The organism is Devosia albogilva (assembly GCF_042685625.1).
In the GTDB taxonomy this organism is placed as follows: Bacteria; Pseudomonadota; Alphaproteobacteria; order Rhizobiales; family Devosiaceae; genus Devosia; species Devosia albogilva.
Genome location: NZ_JBHUNP010000001.1, coordinates 2,626,646 through 2,641,744 on the forward strand (window position 1 = coordinate 2,626,646; position 15,099 = coordinate 2,641,744).

Annotated in this window: 13 protein-coding genes and 2 tRNA genes; 11 read left to right on the forward strand and 4 right to left on the reverse strand. The window is 64.9% G+C overall.

The window, feature by feature from the left end:
* The 4 genes from nirD (at position 1) to ACFSX5_RS13245 (ending at position 3,148) form a co-directional block, all read left to right on the forward strand.
* Positions 1-336, forward strand: a complete 336-nt coding sequence (gene nirD, locus ACFSX5_RS13230; protein ID WP_386834046.1) for a nitrite reductase small subunit NirD — start codon at positions 1-3, stop codon at positions 334-336.
* 31 nt (positions 337-367) lie between these two features.
* Complete coding sequence (locus ACFSX5_RS13235; RefSeq protein WP_386834048.1) at positions 368-1,225, forward strand: formate/nitrite transporter family protein; 858 nt, start codon at positions 368-370, stop codon at positions 1,223-1,225.
* Between the two features lie 22 nt (positions 1,226-1,247).
* Positions 1,248-2,684, forward strand: coding sequence for a siroheme synthase CysG (cysG, locus tag ACFSX5_RS13240; RefSeq protein ID WP_386834050.1), 1,437 nt, complete (start codon positions 1,248-1,250; stop codon positions 2,682-2,684).
* A gap of 71 nt (positions 2,685-2,755) precedes the next feature.
* Complete coding sequence (locus tag ACFSX5_RS13245) at positions 2,756-3,148, forward strand: hypothetical protein (protein ID WP_386834051.1); 393 nt, start codon at positions 2,756-2,758, stop codon at positions 3,146-3,148.
* A gap of 361 nt (positions 3,149-3,509) precedes the next feature.
* Here ACFSX5_RS13245 and ACFSX5_RS13250 read toward each other — a convergent pair whose 3' ends face one another.
* The 3 genes from ACFSX5_RS13250 to ACFSX5_RS13260 all read right to left on the reverse strand — a co-directional run bounded on the left by ACFSX5_RS13250 (position 3,510) and on the right by ACFSX5_RS13260 (position 5,839).
* Positions 3,510-4,817: a HipA domain-containing protein gene (locus ACFSX5_RS13250; RefSeq protein ID WP_386834053.1), complete on the reverse strand. Its 1,308-nt coding sequence runs from the start codon at positions 4,815-4,817 to the stop codon at positions 3,510-3,512.
* Complete coding sequence (locus tag ACFSX5_RS13255) at positions 4,817-5,080, reverse strand: helix-turn-helix transcriptional regulator (RefSeq protein WP_386834054.1); 264 nt, start codon at positions 5,078-5,080, stop codon at positions 4,817-4,819. Before ACFSX5_RS13255 ends, ACFSX5_RS13250 begins: the two co-directional genes overlap by 1 nt.
* A 682-nt stretch (positions 5,081-5,762) precedes the next feature.
* Positions 5,763-5,839, reverse strand: a tRNA-Pro gene (locus ACFSX5_RS13260).
* Positions 5,840-5,998: 159 nt separating this feature from the next.
* On the opposite strand from ACFSX5_RS13260, the gene ACFSX5_RS13265 reads away from it, so the two are divergent.
* A tRNA-Gln gene (locus ACFSX5_RS13265) sits at positions 5,999-6,073 on the forward strand.
* 17 nt (positions 6,074-6,090) lie between these two features.
* On the opposite strand, the gene ACFSX5_RS13270 is transcribed toward ACFSX5_RS13265, so the two are convergent.
* A complete protein-coding gene (locus ACFSX5_RS13270) occupies positions 6,091-7,266 on the reverse strand; it encodes a GGDEF domain-containing protein (protein WP_386834056.1) in 1,176 nt (391 codons plus the stop codon).
* 252 nt (positions 7,267-7,518) lie between these two features.
* Here ACFSX5_RS13270 and ACFSX5_RS13275 point away from each other — a divergent pair, with 252 nt between their 5' ends.
* From ACFSX5_RS13275 to ACFSX5_RS13300, 6 genes are all read left to right on the forward strand, one after another.
* Positions 7,519-8,121, forward strand: coding sequence for a hypothetical protein (locus tag ACFSX5_RS13275; RefSeq protein ID WP_386834058.1), 603 nt, complete (start codon positions 7,519-7,521; stop codon positions 8,119-8,121).
* 78 nt (positions 8,122-8,199) lie between these two features.
* Positions 8,200-10,014, forward strand: coding sequence for a sensor histidine kinase (locus ACFSX5_RS13280; RefSeq protein WP_386834059.1), 1,815 nt, complete (start codon positions 8,200-8,202; stop codon positions 10,012-10,014).
* Positions 10,011-11,324: a sigma-54-dependent transcriptional regulator gene (locus ACFSX5_RS13285; RefSeq protein WP_386834060.1), complete on the forward strand. Its 1,314-nt coding sequence runs from the start codon at positions 10,011-10,013 to the stop codon at positions 11,322-11,324. Before ACFSX5_RS13280 ends, ACFSX5_RS13285 begins: the two co-directional genes overlap by 4 nt.
* Positions 11,325-11,496: 172 nt before the next feature.
* On the forward strand, positions 11,497-12,456 hold the full coding sequence (locus tag ACFSX5_RS13290; protein ID WP_386834061.1) for a TAXI family TRAP transporter solute-binding subunit: 960 nt from the start codon (positions 11,497-11,499) through the stop codon (positions 12,454-12,456).
* A gap of 78 nt (positions 12,457-12,534) precedes the next feature.
* Positions 12,535-14,637, forward strand: a complete 2,103-nt coding sequence (locus tag ACFSX5_RS13295; RefSeq protein WP_386834062.1) for a TRAP transporter permease — start codon at positions 12,535-12,537, stop codon at positions 14,635-14,637.
* Positions 14,598-15,011: a DUF1850 domain-containing protein gene (locus ACFSX5_RS13300; protein WP_386834064.1), complete on the forward strand. Its 414-nt coding sequence runs from the start codon at positions 14,598-14,600 to the stop codon at positions 15,009-15,011. The genes ACFSX5_RS13295 and ACFSX5_RS13300 overlap by 40 nt, the downstream gene beginning before the upstream one ends.
* Positions 15,012-15,099 lie beyond the last annotated feature (88 nt).

Here is a 15,099-nt window from a genome sequence, read left to right on the forward strand (position 1 = left end):
ATGACCGACTGGATCGACATCGGCCACCTGACCGACGTGCCGCGGCGCGGCGCCCGTTGCATCAACACCCCACTGGGCAAGATCGCGGTGTTCCGCACCGCCGATGACCAGGTTTTCGCCATCGACGACAAGTGCCCGCACAAGGGCGGCCCGTTGAGCAACGGCATCGTCCACGGCGCGCAGGTGACCTGTCCGCTGCACAACTGGGTGTTCTCGCTCGAAACCGGCCTCGCCCAGGGCGCCGATGAAGGGGCAGTGCGGACCTATCCGCTCCGCCTCCACCAGGATCGCATCCTCATCGATGCCGAAAGTTTCCGCGCGGCAACCGCCGCGTGACCCCCAACTGCCTTCCTCAGGAGACACGAAAATGGACTACGTAGCGCCCAAGGACTTCATCAAGAAAATGATCGATGCCGGCGAGGCAAAGGTCTTCATGTCGACACGCGACACCCTGATCCGCGCCTATATGGCCGGTGCCATTCTGGCGCTTGCGGCCGCCTTCGCCATCACCATCACCGTGCAGACCGGCCAGCCATTGGCCGGGGCGATCCTGTTTCCCGTGGGCTTCTGCCTGCTTTATCTCATGGGCTTCGACCTGCTCACCGGCGTGTTCACGCTGGTGCCGCTGGCACTGATTGACAAGCGGCCGGGCGTCACCCTTGCCGGCGTGCTGCGCAACTGGGGCTTGGTGTTCGTCGGCAATTTTGCCGGCGCGATCACCGTGGCGCTGATGATGGCGGTGGTCGTCACCTTCGGCTTCACCCAGGCTCCCGACGCCGTCGGCGAGCGGATCGGCCATATCGGTGAAGGCCGCACGCTCGGCTACGCCGAACACGGCGCGGCCGGCATGCTGACCCTGTTCATCCGCGGCGTGCTCTGCAACTGGATGGTGTCTACCGGCGTGGTCGCGGCGATGATGTCGAACTCGGTGACGGGCAAGGTGCTCGGCATGTGGATGCCGATCATGCTGTTCTTCTACATGGGTTTCGAGCATTCGATCGTGAACATGTTCCTGTTCCCGTCCGGCATCCTGCTCGGCGGCCAGTTCTCCTTCTGGGATTACATGGTCTGGAACGAGATCCCGACGGTGATCGGCAACCTCGTCGGCGGCCTGACCTTCGTCGGCCTCACCCTCTACGCCACCCACAGCCGCACCGCGCCCAGCCGCCCCCAGCCGGCAACCGCCGCGCGGGCCCTCGACGCCAACACCGTTGCGGCCGAGTAGCGTGAAAGAAGGAGACCGGCAGATGAGAATAGTGTCCCGCATGCCCGCCGTTGCCCCGCGGCCCCGGATGGCGGCGCTGTCGACGCTGCCGGTCTTCTACACCATCGCCGGCAAGCGCGTGCTGGTGGCTGGCGGCTCCGAAGCCGCCGCGTGGAAGGCCGAACTGCTTGCTGCGACGGGTGCGACGGTGGACGTCGCCGCACTCTCAGACGAGTTGTCAGACGAGATGTCGGCGCTGGCCGAAGCAGGGTTGGTTGTTCACCACGACCGGCACTGGACCACACTCGGTTGGGACGACTATGCGCTTGCGGTCGGCGACTGCGAAGAAGAGGAGGCCACCCATTTCGTTGCAGCGGCGCGGCGCGCTGGCGTGCCGGTCAATGTGATCGACAAACCCGCCTTCTGCGACTTTCAGTTCGGCTCGGTGGTGAACCGCTCGCCGGTGGTGGTGGGGATTTCCACCACGGGAGCAGCGCCCATCCTCGGCCAGGCAGTGCGGCAGCGGATCGAAACGGTGTTGCCTGCAGCACTGGCAGAGTGGGCCGCATTGGCTCGGCAGGTGCGGGGCAAGGTGACGGACCTGCTGAAGCCTGGCGCCGAGCGACGGGCCTTCTGGGAACGACTGGCGGCCGCAGCGTTCCGCAAGGGCGAGGCCGATATCGACGTCGCCACATGGCTTGGCGAAGCTGCGGGAGCCAAGGCGGGCAGGGTAACCCTGGTGGGTGCCGGGCCAGGCGAGGCTGACTACCTGACGATCAAGGCACTTCGCGCGCTGCAAGCGGCGGATGTGATCCTGTTCGATGATCTGGTGTCTGACGAGGTGCTGGAGCTGGCCCGGCGCGAGGCCAAGCGCATTCTGGTCGGCAAGCGTGGCGGGCGCGAAAGCTGCCGGCAGGAGGACATCAACCGCACCATGATCAGCCTCGCCAAGGCCGGACGCCATGTGGTGCGGCTCAAGTCGGGCGATCCGATGATTTTCGGCCGGGCAGGAGAGGAACTCGCCGAACTCGAGCGCGAGGGTATCCCCGTTGAGGTCGTGCCGGGCATCACCACGGCGCTGGCCCTAGCGGCTGAACTGAAGCTGTCGCTGACCCATCGCGACTGCGCTCAGTCGGTGCGGTTCGTCACCGGTCACGCCCGCGACGGTCGCCTGCCAGACAATCTCGACTGGCGGTCACTCGCCGATCCGGCGACCACGCATATCTACTATATGGCTGGCCGCACCGCACCGATGCTGGCCGCCAGATTGCTCGAGGCGGGGCTGGATGCCGGCACGCCGGTGGTCGTTGCGACGGATGTGAGCCGGCCGCAGCAGCAGGTGCAGCACCTGACCCTGGCGGCGCTCGGCAGCAGTGACGTCGACGTCTTGCGGCCCGTCGTCATCGGGATCGGGGAAGCGCTGCGGATGCGTGTGCCGGAACAGCTAACGCAGGTATCGACCGGTACCTCAGCGCGGTAGTTGCCGTTCGGTGGAACAGGGAACCCAAACCGGCGCTGCCGCTTCATCCTCCCGACAGGAGTATGAGGCGCATGTCCAGGATTTTGACCTCCCCCGAAGAGATCCGCCAGTGGGCGACCGCCCGCGGCGGCAACCCCATGTTGATGGATACCCCCGACGTCCACGAGGAGCGGCGGCTGCTGCAGATCACCTTCGGCCAGCACGCTCTCAATGCCGAACGCAACGAAGGGCCCGACGTAAACCCCTATGGCGGCTGGTATCTGACCGACTGGGACGAATGGTTCGCCGAGTTCGACAAGCAGGGCCTCGCTATCAAGGTCAACGAGGATCAGCCCGGCACCCTCAGCAACGACTTCCGCTTCGTGCCCCGCAACGAGAGCAAGGAGGACCAGACCACCGATGCCGCGCGGCAGCCGCCGAACATCAGCATCAAGAATCCAGACCCGGCAGACCGCTCTTCCTGAGCCTAGATGTTCTTTCTGTTCTCGAACCGGCTCGGTTGCGTGGGGTCACTGCTGATCTCGGCTGTCGCGACCTTAGTGCTGCTGGCGCTGTTTGGCTGGATCAGCCTGCCACTTTAGCCCGCCAGCCAACAGAAAGCCCGGCCTCGCGGGAGGCCGGGCTTGGTTGGTCGGAGTAGCGTGACTCGAACACGCGACTCCCTACTCCCGAAGCAGCTTCTCGATCAGAAACCCCAAGAACCGGGCAATTCACAGGGCGAAATCCTGCCCGAAATCCTGTGTTGTTCCGCTAGCCCTGTCGGTGTCCTGTCGGTGGGGTTCTAGTCATCAACCCCTTCGCCGGCGCATTTGTCTGGCTGGCCACCTAGCGTACATAGGTATCCCGGTCCCGAGCCTCCACTGGTATGTCGCGCCCAAGGTTGTAGCAGAGGGTGCGGATGTTCGTGGCGAGCAGATCAGCGAAGTTCTTGTTGGTCCGGCCCAGCGTATCGATCTGAGCTGCTAACGAGCCCATAACCTGATCCAGAGCTTTGCTCAGGATCCGCTTGCGGCCAGCAGCGGACGAGAAGCCCAGGTCGGCCAGGAAAGTATCGAGCGCAGCTCCATCAAGCTCATCGAGCGAACTGGCAGGACCAAGCCTGTAGGCGAACTCATCTGTCGTGCCGCGGTCGAGCATGGTCGGTATCACGTCATATCGAGGAGTGGTCATGACCCTCCCCCCGGCAAGGTGAAAAAGGGCGAAATTCTTGGCATGCCCATCGACGTTGCCGATCAGGATGTCGAACAGCGTGACCCTGAGGAATCTTGAGCGCTCTGCCGCCGGCTCTACCGTTCGGTCGAGGATGCCGCGTATTGCCTGGGCGCTGTAGCCATTATCGCCCCGGTCCGGCCGCTGATATTTCTGACGGGCATGCAGGCCAAGTGCCTGACAGAAATCTTCCTGGTGAAGCCGCGTAACTCGAGTGGCTTCAAGCCGCCTGTCGAAACGCTCTACGCGCAGGACGGGAACACCAGCTATCTTCATGAGCTCCGTGGTGGCGGTGTCAAAGCCCAAATTGGCGGACAGCGCCATAGCATCATGTTCGTGCGCGGCTTCGCGCTCGGACCGCTCCCGAGGAACCTTCAGTATATGTGTCGTGGGAGCTCCATTTATCGGCTCGGCGATGCGTCCGTCAGGCAGCACAGCGACGGCGATCTTGCTCTGCACACCTGCGAGCGGGGAGGGATCTGCAAGCTCACTTGGTAACGGTTCGCGGCGGTGAAGGGCTAGAACGATAGCTTCGAGCTCGACGTCGCTGTAGGGGCGGTAATCCTGCGCCAGATCGCCGGGGACCTTTGTCGGCGGTGCACCCTGTGGCAATACGGAGATCGCGCCCGCGCAATCCTTCCCTAGATAGTAGAGGATGCCGACAATATCATCATTGGCCAATCGGTATTTCGCGATGATGTCGGCACGAGCGGTGTCGCGCTCCTGTAGCAAGTTGTCGAAATAGGCGCGCGTCGAGTAGTCATCGAACGGCTCCTCCTGCAGCGGCAGAGATAGCGATATGCCAAGCGCGTCCGGCCGACGGAGGTATTCTCCGTCATATGCGAATGACACTGCTCCGCGTTGATTTGAGACGAGGCGGCCAATTGGTTCATCGAAGCCGTCGAGACGCACATCAAGATCCATCAGCGTTCTCTGAGCTCGACATCGATGCCGAGGGCTGTGAGCACCTGGAGCACTTTGCCAATTTCCGCTGTTGGCTTGCCGCCTTCTAGCTCGGACAAGAATCGGCGCCCCACTCCGGCGAGATCGGCAAGCTCTCCCTGGGAATAGCTTCTTGCTTTGCGGACCTTCACGACCAGCAGACCTATGTCCACAGGCTGGCGCACCAACTGGTGGAGCTTGGCAGTGACACCTGATCTAGGCCCGTCAGCATTGTTTTGGGTCATCGGTCTGCTCGTGTTACCGGACGGGAACAATATACACGTAAGCTTGCCTACTCAAGCTTATTGCTCCCGTTCGGGAACAGTTCCGTCAGCTTTGGAAGCTTGTTCCCGATCGGGAACAGAGGTGGCGCATTCTCCCATCCCCCCAGTACTCTCCCATGCACCTCAAGCAGGGTCAGACACTTACGAGAATGGCCGTGCCTCTACGCCGAAATCCCTCTCATCTTGTTCCTGAGAGGCGCAACTTGAACTCCGTCCTACGAAGTCCTCTACACCGCTGCCTGTGGGCCCCTTGGCGCACCTACGGCGCTGGCGCCGACTAGGTCAAACATTCGCCGTCGAGTTCACGGGCGACCGATACAGAGCATCGACGAGGCATTCCGCGCCCTCGTCGCAGAGTGCGGGCGGGGAAAGGATGTGATTCCACACGCGCTTCGTCATACTGGGGCGACATGACGGATGCAGGCCGGGATGGAGCTCTGAAGCATCAGGCTATTTCGGGATGAGCGTCGAAACGCTGCTCAACGTCTATGGCCATCATCACCCTGATCACCTGCGGGACGCAGCGGAGAAGATGGGGCGCCGGCGCTGACGCGGGAAACAGCTGCGGTGCCGTTCCGAGTAACAACCTGTCGGTAACTCTGCCGGTGCAAAAAACCCCGGCCTCGGAAAGGCCGGGGTTGGTTGGTCGGAGTAGCGTGATTCGAACACGCGACCCCCTGCTCCCGAAGCAGGTGCGCTACCAGGCTGCGCTATACTCCGCCAGGACGCGACACACGGGTTGGAACGTCGTCGTTCCCGTCGCGATGCGGGGCGTTATAGCTGCGCTTGTGTTACCGTTCAAGCGCTTCCGGCAGCGATTTCAGCATACATTGCTTGTCTTGCGGCACCCTGCCGAAGCGTGTAGGAACCGCCTCCGGATGGGGCGTCGCCAAGTGGTAAGGCAGCGGTTTTTGGTACCGCCATTCCCAGGTTCGAATCCTGGCGCCCCAGCCAGTTTCTTCTTTGCTCGCTTAGCCGATCGGAACCGTCGTGCGCTCGCATGATGCGATCAGCGCCGCGTCCTTTCCGCGGGCTTTGACCTGATAGAGAGCCTTGTCGGCCTGGATCTTCATGTCGCGCAGGGTTTCAGCCTGGCGCCGCAGATGGATGCCGATGCTGGCGGTGACCGCATGGCTGCTCGGGAGCGACGGGATACGCATCGACCTCAGACCGATGCGAATGTCGTCGGCGATCTCTGCGAGCTCGCTTCGGTTGGCCTGAGGGTAGAACAGGGCGTATTCCTCACCCCCGGAGCGGGCGACGAGATCGGTGCGACCGTGCCGTTGCAGCACGCCACCCACTGCGGTGATGACCTCGTCGCCGACGGCATGGCCGAAGCTGTCGTTGATGCGCTTGAAGTCGTCGATGTCGAGCACCAGCAGGGCCGCGGCGGTCTCGTACGCCGTCTCAGCATCGAGGACAGCCAGGACGCGCTTGTCGAATCCGCCCCTGTTCAACAGCCCCGTGAGATAGTCCCGGTCGGCCTGCATGCGGAGTTCTCCGATCAGGCGGGCGGCGAGCGCGACCATGAAGATGATGGCGACGGCAATGGCCACCGCCGGGGTGATCGCCTGCACGGTGGCCCAGTAGGGCGAGACCCGGGCGGTGGCATCGGGGCTAGTATCGAGGCCCCTCACCAGCACAGCGACGCTGCGGACTGCCGCCAGCACGACACTGAATGCCCCGAGCGCCACGAAGAACCGGTCGAGCAGTGAGGTGGGGCGGGCAATCAGCAATTGCCGCACGGTGAGCGCGGCGAGCGACGCCAGGCCCAGGTGCATGGTATGGACCCGCGCTTCGACCGACGGCTGCACAAAAAGGAACCAGCAGAAGACGAGGGCAGCGAAGGCGCAGATTGCTGCGTAACCCAAGCCGGGAACGGGCGCCCGGACCCGATCGAGGGCGCTGATGCAGACACCGAGAACGGCAGCGAAGAAGGCGCCGTTCACCACCAGGCGCAGCGCCGGCCCTTCGAGGAACAGCAGGAAGTCGTTGGCAGCAAAGCCGAAGCCACACAACAGGAACGAGCCGGCGAGAAGCGCGAGGTAGCCCTCGCCCGGCTTGAATAGCCACAGCGCCGCGAAGGCAGCGCTGAGCACCCCGGCAATGGCCGGGTTGATCAAGGAATAGAAGAACTGCGCGGTCAAGTTGTTGATGACTTGCGTTTTTGGCCCCGCGACACGCTCGCACCTTCGCGCGAAAGAACCGTTAAGGCCGGCTGCGAGGTCGCTGCCGACAGTGGACAGGCGCCGTTGCTGACGTCACCTTCGTCGCCAAACCAGCGGGGGAGCGGGGGGATGTCCAGTGACGGTGGGGCGGGGGGCCTTCAGACGATTGCCGAGAATTTGTGGGTTGCGGACGGCACGATACGGATGCCTCCGGGGCCGCTGCCGCGTCGCATGTCGATCGCGCGTCTGGCCAATGGGGAACTCGTCGTCTTCAGCGCCATCGCTCTCGACGAAGCCGGTTTCGCCGAGGTGGAACAGGTCGGGCGCCCCTCTTTCCTGGTGGTGCCGAACGGCTTCCATCGCCAGGATGCTCCGGTCTGGAAGGCAAGATATCCCGGCATGCGCGTGGTGGCTCCAGGCGGCGCCCGGTCTGCGGTGGAAGAGGTCGTGCCCGTTGACGATACCATGGGCGATTTTGGCGATCCGAGCGTCCGCTTCGTCGCCGTGGCGGGCACCAAAGGGGAGTCCGCCCTGGTGGTGCAACACAGAACTGGTGCGACCGTGGTGGTCAATGACCTGATCGGCAACGTCCAGCATGCGCGCGGGCTGATGCGATTGATCCTGACGCTGATGGGGTTTTCGGGGCGACGGCCACAGGTGCCGCGCGCCTACAAGGCACGCGCGATCGACGATGCCGGTCGCGTGGCGCAGCAGTTCCGCCAATGGGCGGACCTGCCGCAACTCCAAAGGATCATCATGTCGCACGGCACGATCATCGACACCGCTCCGGCCGAGGTGCTGCGGCGTTTGGCCGACACGCTGTCGCCGCGCTAGGTCCACCATTGCAACAGAGGCAGTTCTCCCGCACCTTCGTCTCCTGAAGACACGATGGTCCCGGGGGAGGGGTCCGGCGTGAGAGGATCGATCCGACGACAGCACGTCCTGCTGACCATTGTGGCGACCGTGCTTGTGTGCGCGGTTGCGCTCGGCGCCGGCTGGCTCGCCTATCTGCGGCAGCTTGGTGAACTGGAGCGGCAGGTCGGCGACCGGCTGACGCTCAACCTCAGGGCGGTCGAAAGCGAGATCGAACGTTTCCGCTACCTGCCTGACGTTGTCGGGCAGGACCGGCGCATTGCGGACATGCTGCTCGAGCCGCAATCCCGTGACGCCATCGCCGCGGCCAATCTCTATCTCGAGGCCGTGCGCGATGTCTCGGGCGCGGACGAACTCTATGTGCTCGATCTTTCCGGCGAGACCCTGGCGGCGAGCAACTGGCAGGAGCCGGGCAGCTTTGTCGGGCACAATTATGCGTTCCGGCCCTATTTCACCGATGCCATGGCGCGTGGAAACGGACGCTTCTATGCGGTGGGCGTTACCACCGGAAAGCCGGGCTATTTCCTGACCAGCCGGCTGGATCACGGCGGACGTCCTTTGGGCGTGGTGGTGGCGAAAGTGGATATGTCGCCCCTGAGTGTCACCTGGGCCGCGGCGGGGGAGATGAGCGCCATCGCCGACGGGGAGGGCGTGGTGTTCCTCTCCGGCGATCCGCGCTGGCTTTACCGGCCGATGCACAACCTCGATACCGATACCGTTGCGCTGCTGCAGGCGCAGCGGCGGTATGATGGTGTCGACATCGCCGCGGCAGCGCCCCTGACGGGCGGATCGGCGGACGATCGCGAGGGACTGACGGTCGACGTGTCCGGGGAGTCCTACCGGCTGCGGCTGCGGGGCATCGAACCGGACGGCTGGCAGCTTCTGTCGGCCCTGCCGCTCGAGCCGGTGCGGCGCGAAGCCATGCAGATCGGCGGTCTTGCCGGTCTTGTGTCGATCCTCGCCATCGGCGCGCTGCTTCTGGCGCGCCAGCGGCGACAATATGTGCGGCTGAAGCTCGACCAGCATGCCACTCTCGAGCGTCGAGTGGCGGAGCGGACCGAGGCTCTGGCACGGGAAGTGGAGGAGCGACGGCGCGCCGAGGCCGAGTTGCGCGCGACCCAGGAAAACCTGATCCATGCCGCCAAGCTGGCGGCGCTCGGCCGGATGTCCGCGGCCATCGTCCACGAGGTCAGCCAGCCCCTTTCGGCACTCGACAACACCCTGGCTGCGGCAGGCCTTCACGCGGAACGCAGCGCCACCGGCGAGGTGCAGCGCAACCTCTCCAATGCCAGGCGGCTGTTGCGACGCATGCAGCGGACGGTGAAGCACCTGCGGACCTTTTCCTCCCGGCGGGAGCCGGGCCCACCGGAAGTGGTGGATATTGGCGGGGTCATAGAAGCCGCCCTCGATATCGTCGCGCCGCAGGCTCGGGACGGCGGGGTGGTGGTCGAAGCGGCTGTTCCTGCAGGTATGCCGGCGGTATCGGGCAATGCCGTGCGGCTCGAGCAGGTCTTCATCAACCTGCTGTTGAACGCCATCGAGGCGACCGCCAGTGCAGGTAACAATGGCGTGCGGATTGCGGCCACCGCGGATGACTCGGGGCTGGCGGTGGAGATCGCCGATCAGGGCAGGGGCATTCCGGAAGCGGTGATGGAGCGTCTGTTCGAACCGTTCTTCACCACCAAGCAGACCGGGGAGAGCCTGGGACTGGGGCTGTCGATCTCGCGCACCCTGCTCGAAGAGTTCGGGGGTGCGTTGCGCTTTGCGCCGCGCGAGGGCGGCGGCACCATCGCCATCGTGTCGCTGCCTCTGCACCCGATGCGCACGATGGCGAAACAGACGGAGAGTGCATGAGCAGGGGCAACATCGTTTTCATCGACGACGAAGCCGAACTCTGCGAAGCCGCCGAAGAGTGGCTGGGGGTGAACGGTTTTTCCGTCACCACCTTTACCAATCCGCGGACGGCACTGCAGCGGGTCGACCCGCATGATGTGGACTGCGTCGTCACCGATGTGCGGATGCCGGAGCTCTCCGGGGTGGAGGTGCTGCAGCACTTCCAGCAGGCGGCGCCGGACCTGCCGGTGGTGCTGTTGACCGGCCATGGCGACGTTCCGCTGGCGGTCGAGGCCATGCGTGGCGGGGCTTATGATTTCATCGAGAAGCCATATGAAGCCGATCATCTGGTGGCGGTGCTCAACCGCGCCACCGAGCGCCGACGGCTGGGCCAGGAAATCCTCCGGCTGCGGCAGGCGGTCGGCGGAGCGGAGCTGGAGAGCAGGCTGGTCGGGATCACGCCGGTGATGGATACCCTGCGCCGCTCGATCCTGCATCTGGCGGACGTCGATGTGGACGTGCTCATCACCGGCGAGACGGGCACCGGCAAGGAGGTGATCGCGCGGGCACTGCATGATTTCGGCAGCCGCTCAAAAGGGCAGTTCGTGGCCATCAACTGCGCTGCAGTGCCGGAAAGCGTGTTCGAAAGCGAGATGTTCGGCCACGCCCGCGGAGCCTTCACCGGCGCGATCGGCGAGCGCGTCGGCAAGCTCGAATTCGCCCGCGGTGGCACGGTGTTTCTCGACGAGATCGAATCCATGCCGCTGGCACTGCAGGCCAAGGTGCTGCGCGCGATCCAGGAACGGGTGGTGGAGTCGCTCGGGACCAACAAGCCGCGGCACATCGATGTGCGGTTCGTTGCCGCGACCAAGGTCGACCTCAAGGTCGAGAGCGACGCTGGACGGTTCCGCGCCGATCTCTACTTCCGCTTGGCGACGGTGGAGCTCGCCGTTCCGCCGCTGCGGGAGCGTCGCGAGGACATTCCGCTGCTGTTCAACCTTTTTGCCGCGGCGGCAGCGCGGCGGTTCGGACTGCCGGAACGGCAGGCGTGGCCGGTTCCTGCAACGGTCGATAGCTCCGACTTTCCCGGCAATGTTCGCGAGTTGAAGGCGGTGGCGGAGCGCGCCGTGCTGGGTCTCGGGCGCGGTGCCGTCAAAGATGCAGCGGCGGCCAGTCTGCCGGATCGGGTGGCGCGGTTCGAGGCTGCTGCCATCGAACAGGCGCTGCGCGAGGCCGACGGATCCACCGCGGTCGCGGCCGACCGCCTTGGACTGCCGCGCCGGACCCTGAACGAGAAGATTGCCCGCTATGGACTGAGGGTGCCCGCCTGAGTTTGTGGCAAGGCTCCGCCCGAACTGCCGCTGCCCTGGCGGAAATCCGCCAGCCGTCGCGCCGAAGGCTCAAGAATGCTGGGCTTTCTGGCTTGGCACGATGGTTGCAACACAGCAATCGTCCTGTCGCGAGGAGGCGCGGGACCACGAAACATGCAAGGGAGGATACCGCATGTCGTTTGCGTTGAACCGTCGTCTTGCCGGCCTGATGGCTGGTACCGTGCTGGCCGTCAGCGGCACTGCTGCCGTGCAGGCACAGGAGTTCATCAACATCCTGACGGGCGGCACCTCGGGGGTCTACTACCCGCTGGGCGTAGCCCTGTCGGAGATCTACGCCGAGAACATCGAGGGCAGCCGCACCCAGGTGCAGGCCACCAAGGCCTCGGTCGAGAACCTGAACCTGCTGCAGCAGGGCAAGGGCGAACTTGCCTTCGCCCTCGGCGACTCGGTCCAGTCCGGCTGGGAAGGGCTCGAAGAAGCCGGCTTCCCGCAGCCGCTCACCGAATTGCGCGCCATCGCCGCGATCTATCCGAACTATGTGCAGATCGTTGCCAGCGCCGAGTCCGGCATCGAAACGCTGGAAGACATCCGCGGCAAGTCGATGTCGGTGGGCGCTCCGGCCTCCGGGACCGAGCTCAATGCCCGCGCGATCTTCGAAGCGGCCGGGATGAGCTATGACGACCTCGGCAAGCTCGAATACCTGCCCTATGCGGAATCCGCGGAGTTGATCAAGAACCGCCAACTCGATTCCACCCTGCAGTCCTCCGGTCTCGGCGTTGCCTTCATCAAGGACCTGACCGCCACGATGGACATCAACATCGTTGCGATCCCCGCCGAGGTGGTGGAGAGCATCGGCGCGCCCTATGTGCCGAGCGTCATCCCCGCCGGTACCTATGACGGCCAGGACGAGGACGTGCCGACCGCTGCGATCGGCAATATCCTCGTCAGCCATGCCGGGGTGAGCGACGAGGTCGCCTACCAGATGACCAAGCTCCTGTTCGAGAACCTCGACCGGCTTCAGGCCTCGCACGCCGCCGCTGCTGCGATCGATCCAGCCAAGGCCACGGAAGGCCTGTCGATCCCGCTGCATCCGGGTGCCGAGCGCTACTATCGCGAAGCCGGCCTGCTCTGAGCGGTCGCATCGGCCCGGGGCGGAGGAGCTCCGGGCCGTCTGCGAGCCTGTTGAAGACGAGTTCTGGGAGGAAACTCGATGACCGTTTCACCGACGGCGCTGGAAAGCGCGCCCGGCGCCGAAGAACATGTCGAGGGCCTGCCGCCGGGCTTCGGCACCGGCATCATGGGCACCGTCGCCTTCGCGATCGCCATCGCCTTTGCGCTGTTCCAGCTGTGGACTGCGGCCTATGGCACGCTGCCGAGCCAGGTGGTGCGCGCCATGCACGTGGCTTTCCTGCTGCTGTTGGGCTTCGGACTGATCGGCAATCTGGTGGCCAGGAGCACCGTCACCCGGGTCCTGTTCTGGACGCTTGGCGTGCTCGGTTTCCTCACCGGGGTCTATAACTGGGTGTTCTATGCCGACCTGCTGCGGCGCAGCAGTTTCCTCACTCCGCTCGATCTGGTCGTGGGTGCGGTCACCATTGCGCTGGTGTTCGAGGCGGCGCGCCGCCTGATGGGCTGGCCGCTGGCCATCATTTCCGGGATCTTCCTCGCCTACTGCTTCTTCGGTCAGTACATGCCGGGGCCGTTCGTCCATCGCGGCTATGACCTCGCCCAGATCATCGAGCATTTCGGCTTCGGCACCGAGGGCATCTATGGCACGCCGGTCTATGTGTCGGCGGCCTACATCTTCATCTTCGTGGTATTTGCCGCCTTCCTCGAGCGCGCCGGCATGATCCGGCTGTTCAACGATTTCGCGCTCGGGCTTGTCGGCGGCTGGAGGGGCGGGCCGGCGCAGGTCTGCACCCTGTCCTCGGCGCTGATGGGCACGATTTCGGGCTCAGGTGTGGCCAACGTGGTTGCCAGCGGCCAGTTCACCATCCCGCTGATGAAGCGGTTTGGCTTCCGCTCCGCCTTCGCCGGTGGCGTCGAGGCGACCTCGTCCATGGGCGGCCAGATCATGCCGCCGATCATGGGCGCCGTGGCCTTCATCATGGCGGAGACGCTGGATGTGCCCTATGCCAGCATCGTCACCGCGGCGATCATTCCGGCCATCCTCTATTTTGGCACCTGCTTCTGGGTGGTGCATCTCGAGGCTGGCAAGGGCGGGCTGAGCGGCATGAGCCGGGCCGAACTGCCCAATCCCTGGCACGCCGTACGCGACCACTGGCCGCTGGTGCTGCCGCTGGCGGCCCTCGTTTATCTGCTGTTTGCCGGCTACACGCCGATCTTCGCCGGCACCATGGGCCTGGCGCTGGTCGTGGTGCTGATCCTCGGCACGCCGCTCGCGGCTGCCATTGGGCCGCGTGTGTTCCGCTACGTCTTCTGGATCGCGCTCGGCCTGGCGGCGGCGGCGTTCCTGCGTTTCGGGGTGAACCTGCTGGTGATCGTCATTGGGGCGCTGGTCGCAGCTTGCCTCGTGGTGCGTGGCGGCCGCGAAACTCTGCTGATCGTGCGCGATTCTCTGGCCGAGGGCGCCCGCAACGCGCTGCCGGTCGGCATTGCCTGTGCCATCGTCGGCATCGTCATCGGCACCCTGACGCTCACCGGCATTGCGTCGACCTTTATCGGCGCGATCATCCAGATCGGCGAGAGCAATCTGTTCCTGTCGCTGGTGCTGACCATGCTCACCTGCCTGGTGCTCGGCATGGGCATTCCGACGATCCCCAACTACATCATCACCTCCTCACTGGCGGGACCGGCGCTGCTGGAGCTCGGCGTGCCGCTGCTCGTCAGCCACATGTTCGTGTTCTATTTCGGCATCATGGCCGACCTCACGCCGCCGGTGGCACTGGCCTGCTTTGCCGCGGCGCCGATGGCGAAGACCTCGGGGCTCAAGATCTCGCTGCAGGCGACAAAGCTGGCGGCGGCGGGGTTCATCGTGCCCTTCATGGCCGTCTACACCCCGTCGCTGATGCTGCAGGACGGCGGCGCCATTGCCGCGCAGTTCGGCTATCCGGTCGAGGTCATTTACATCGTGGCCAAGACCGTGCTGGCCATCGGGCTGTGGGGCGTGGCGGTGGTCGGCTATCTGTTCATGCCGGCCAATTTGCTCGAGCGGGCAGCTGCGTTTGCGATCGGCGTCCTGCTGATGCTGGCCCTGCCCCTCACCGACGAACTCGGCTTCGCCGCTGCGGTTCTGTTCATTGGCCAGCACTGGTGGCGCTCGAGGCGCCGCAGCGCGGCGGCAGTGCCGTGATGCTCTGCATCGCCTCGGCGGGGATGGTGACGGCACTGGCCGTCTCCAGCTTCACGCTGGACTGGACCCATTCGGTGGAGCGGACGCAATGGTCCGAGAACTGGCTGGTCACCGAAGCAGGGCTGCAACTGGTCGAGGCCAGCGTGGAAGGGGCCGGGGCAGGGATCGACCTGCCCGATGATGCCGTGCTGGCCAACGGCCGCTGGAGCTACCGGCCCAACCTGCCGCCCCTTGAAACTCTCACACTCGCCGCATCTGGGATGACCGCCACTCCCTGGACCCTGTGCAGCGAGGGGCAGGAGTGCCTGAGTCTGGGTGAGGCGGCGGGGGAGACCGTGAGGCTGTGGGTGGGGGAGGAGCGGTGTCGGGGATAGAGTCGGGGGAGCGCAGCGCGGCAAATGCCGAGTTCATCCAGTTGGGGCGCGATAGTGCCCGTTATCGCCCACCCCCAGCAAAACCGGG

Bases quoted from the DNA above. Each gene is read 5' to 3' on its own strand.
- nirD (WP_386834046.1), top strand. From the start codon at position 1: ATGACCGACTGGATCGACATCGGCCACCTGACCGACGTGCCGCGGCGC.
- ACFSX5_RS13235 (WP_386834048.1), top strand. From the start codon at position 368: ATGGACTACGTAGCGCCCAAGGACTTCATCAAGAAAATGATCGATGCC.
- cysG (WP_386834050.1), top strand. From the start codon at position 1,248: ATGAGAATAGTGTCCCGCATGCCCGCCGTTGCCCCGCGGCCCCGGATG.
- ACFSX5_RS13245 (WP_386834051.1), top strand. From the start codon at position 2,756: ATGTCCAGGATTTTGACCTCCCCCGAAGAGATCCGCCAGTGGGCGACC.
- ACFSX5_RS13250 (WP_386834053.1), bottom strand. From the start codon at position 4,817: ATGGATCTTGATGTGCGTCTCGACGGCTTCGATGAACCAATTGGCCGC.
- ACFSX5_RS13255 (WP_386834054.1), bottom strand. From the start codon at position 5,080: ATGACCCAAAACAATGCTGACGGGCCTAGATCAGGTGTCACTGCCAAG.
- ACFSX5_RS13275 (WP_386834058.1), top strand. From the start codon at position 7,519: ATGTCGATCGCGCGTCTGGCCAATGGGGAACTCGTCGTCTTCAGCGCC.
- ACFSX5_RS13285 (WP_386834060.1), top strand. From the start codon at position 10,011: ATGAGCAGGGGCAACATCGTTTTCATCGACGACGAAGCCGAACTCTGC.
- ACFSX5_RS13290 (WP_386834061.1), top strand. From the start codon at position 11,497: ATGTCGTTTGCGTTGAACCGTCGTCTTGCCGGCCTGATGGCTGGTACC.
- ACFSX5_RS13295 (WP_386834062.1), top strand. From the start codon at position 12,535: ATGACCGTTTCACCGACGGCGCTGGAAAGCGCGCCCGGCGCCGAAGAA.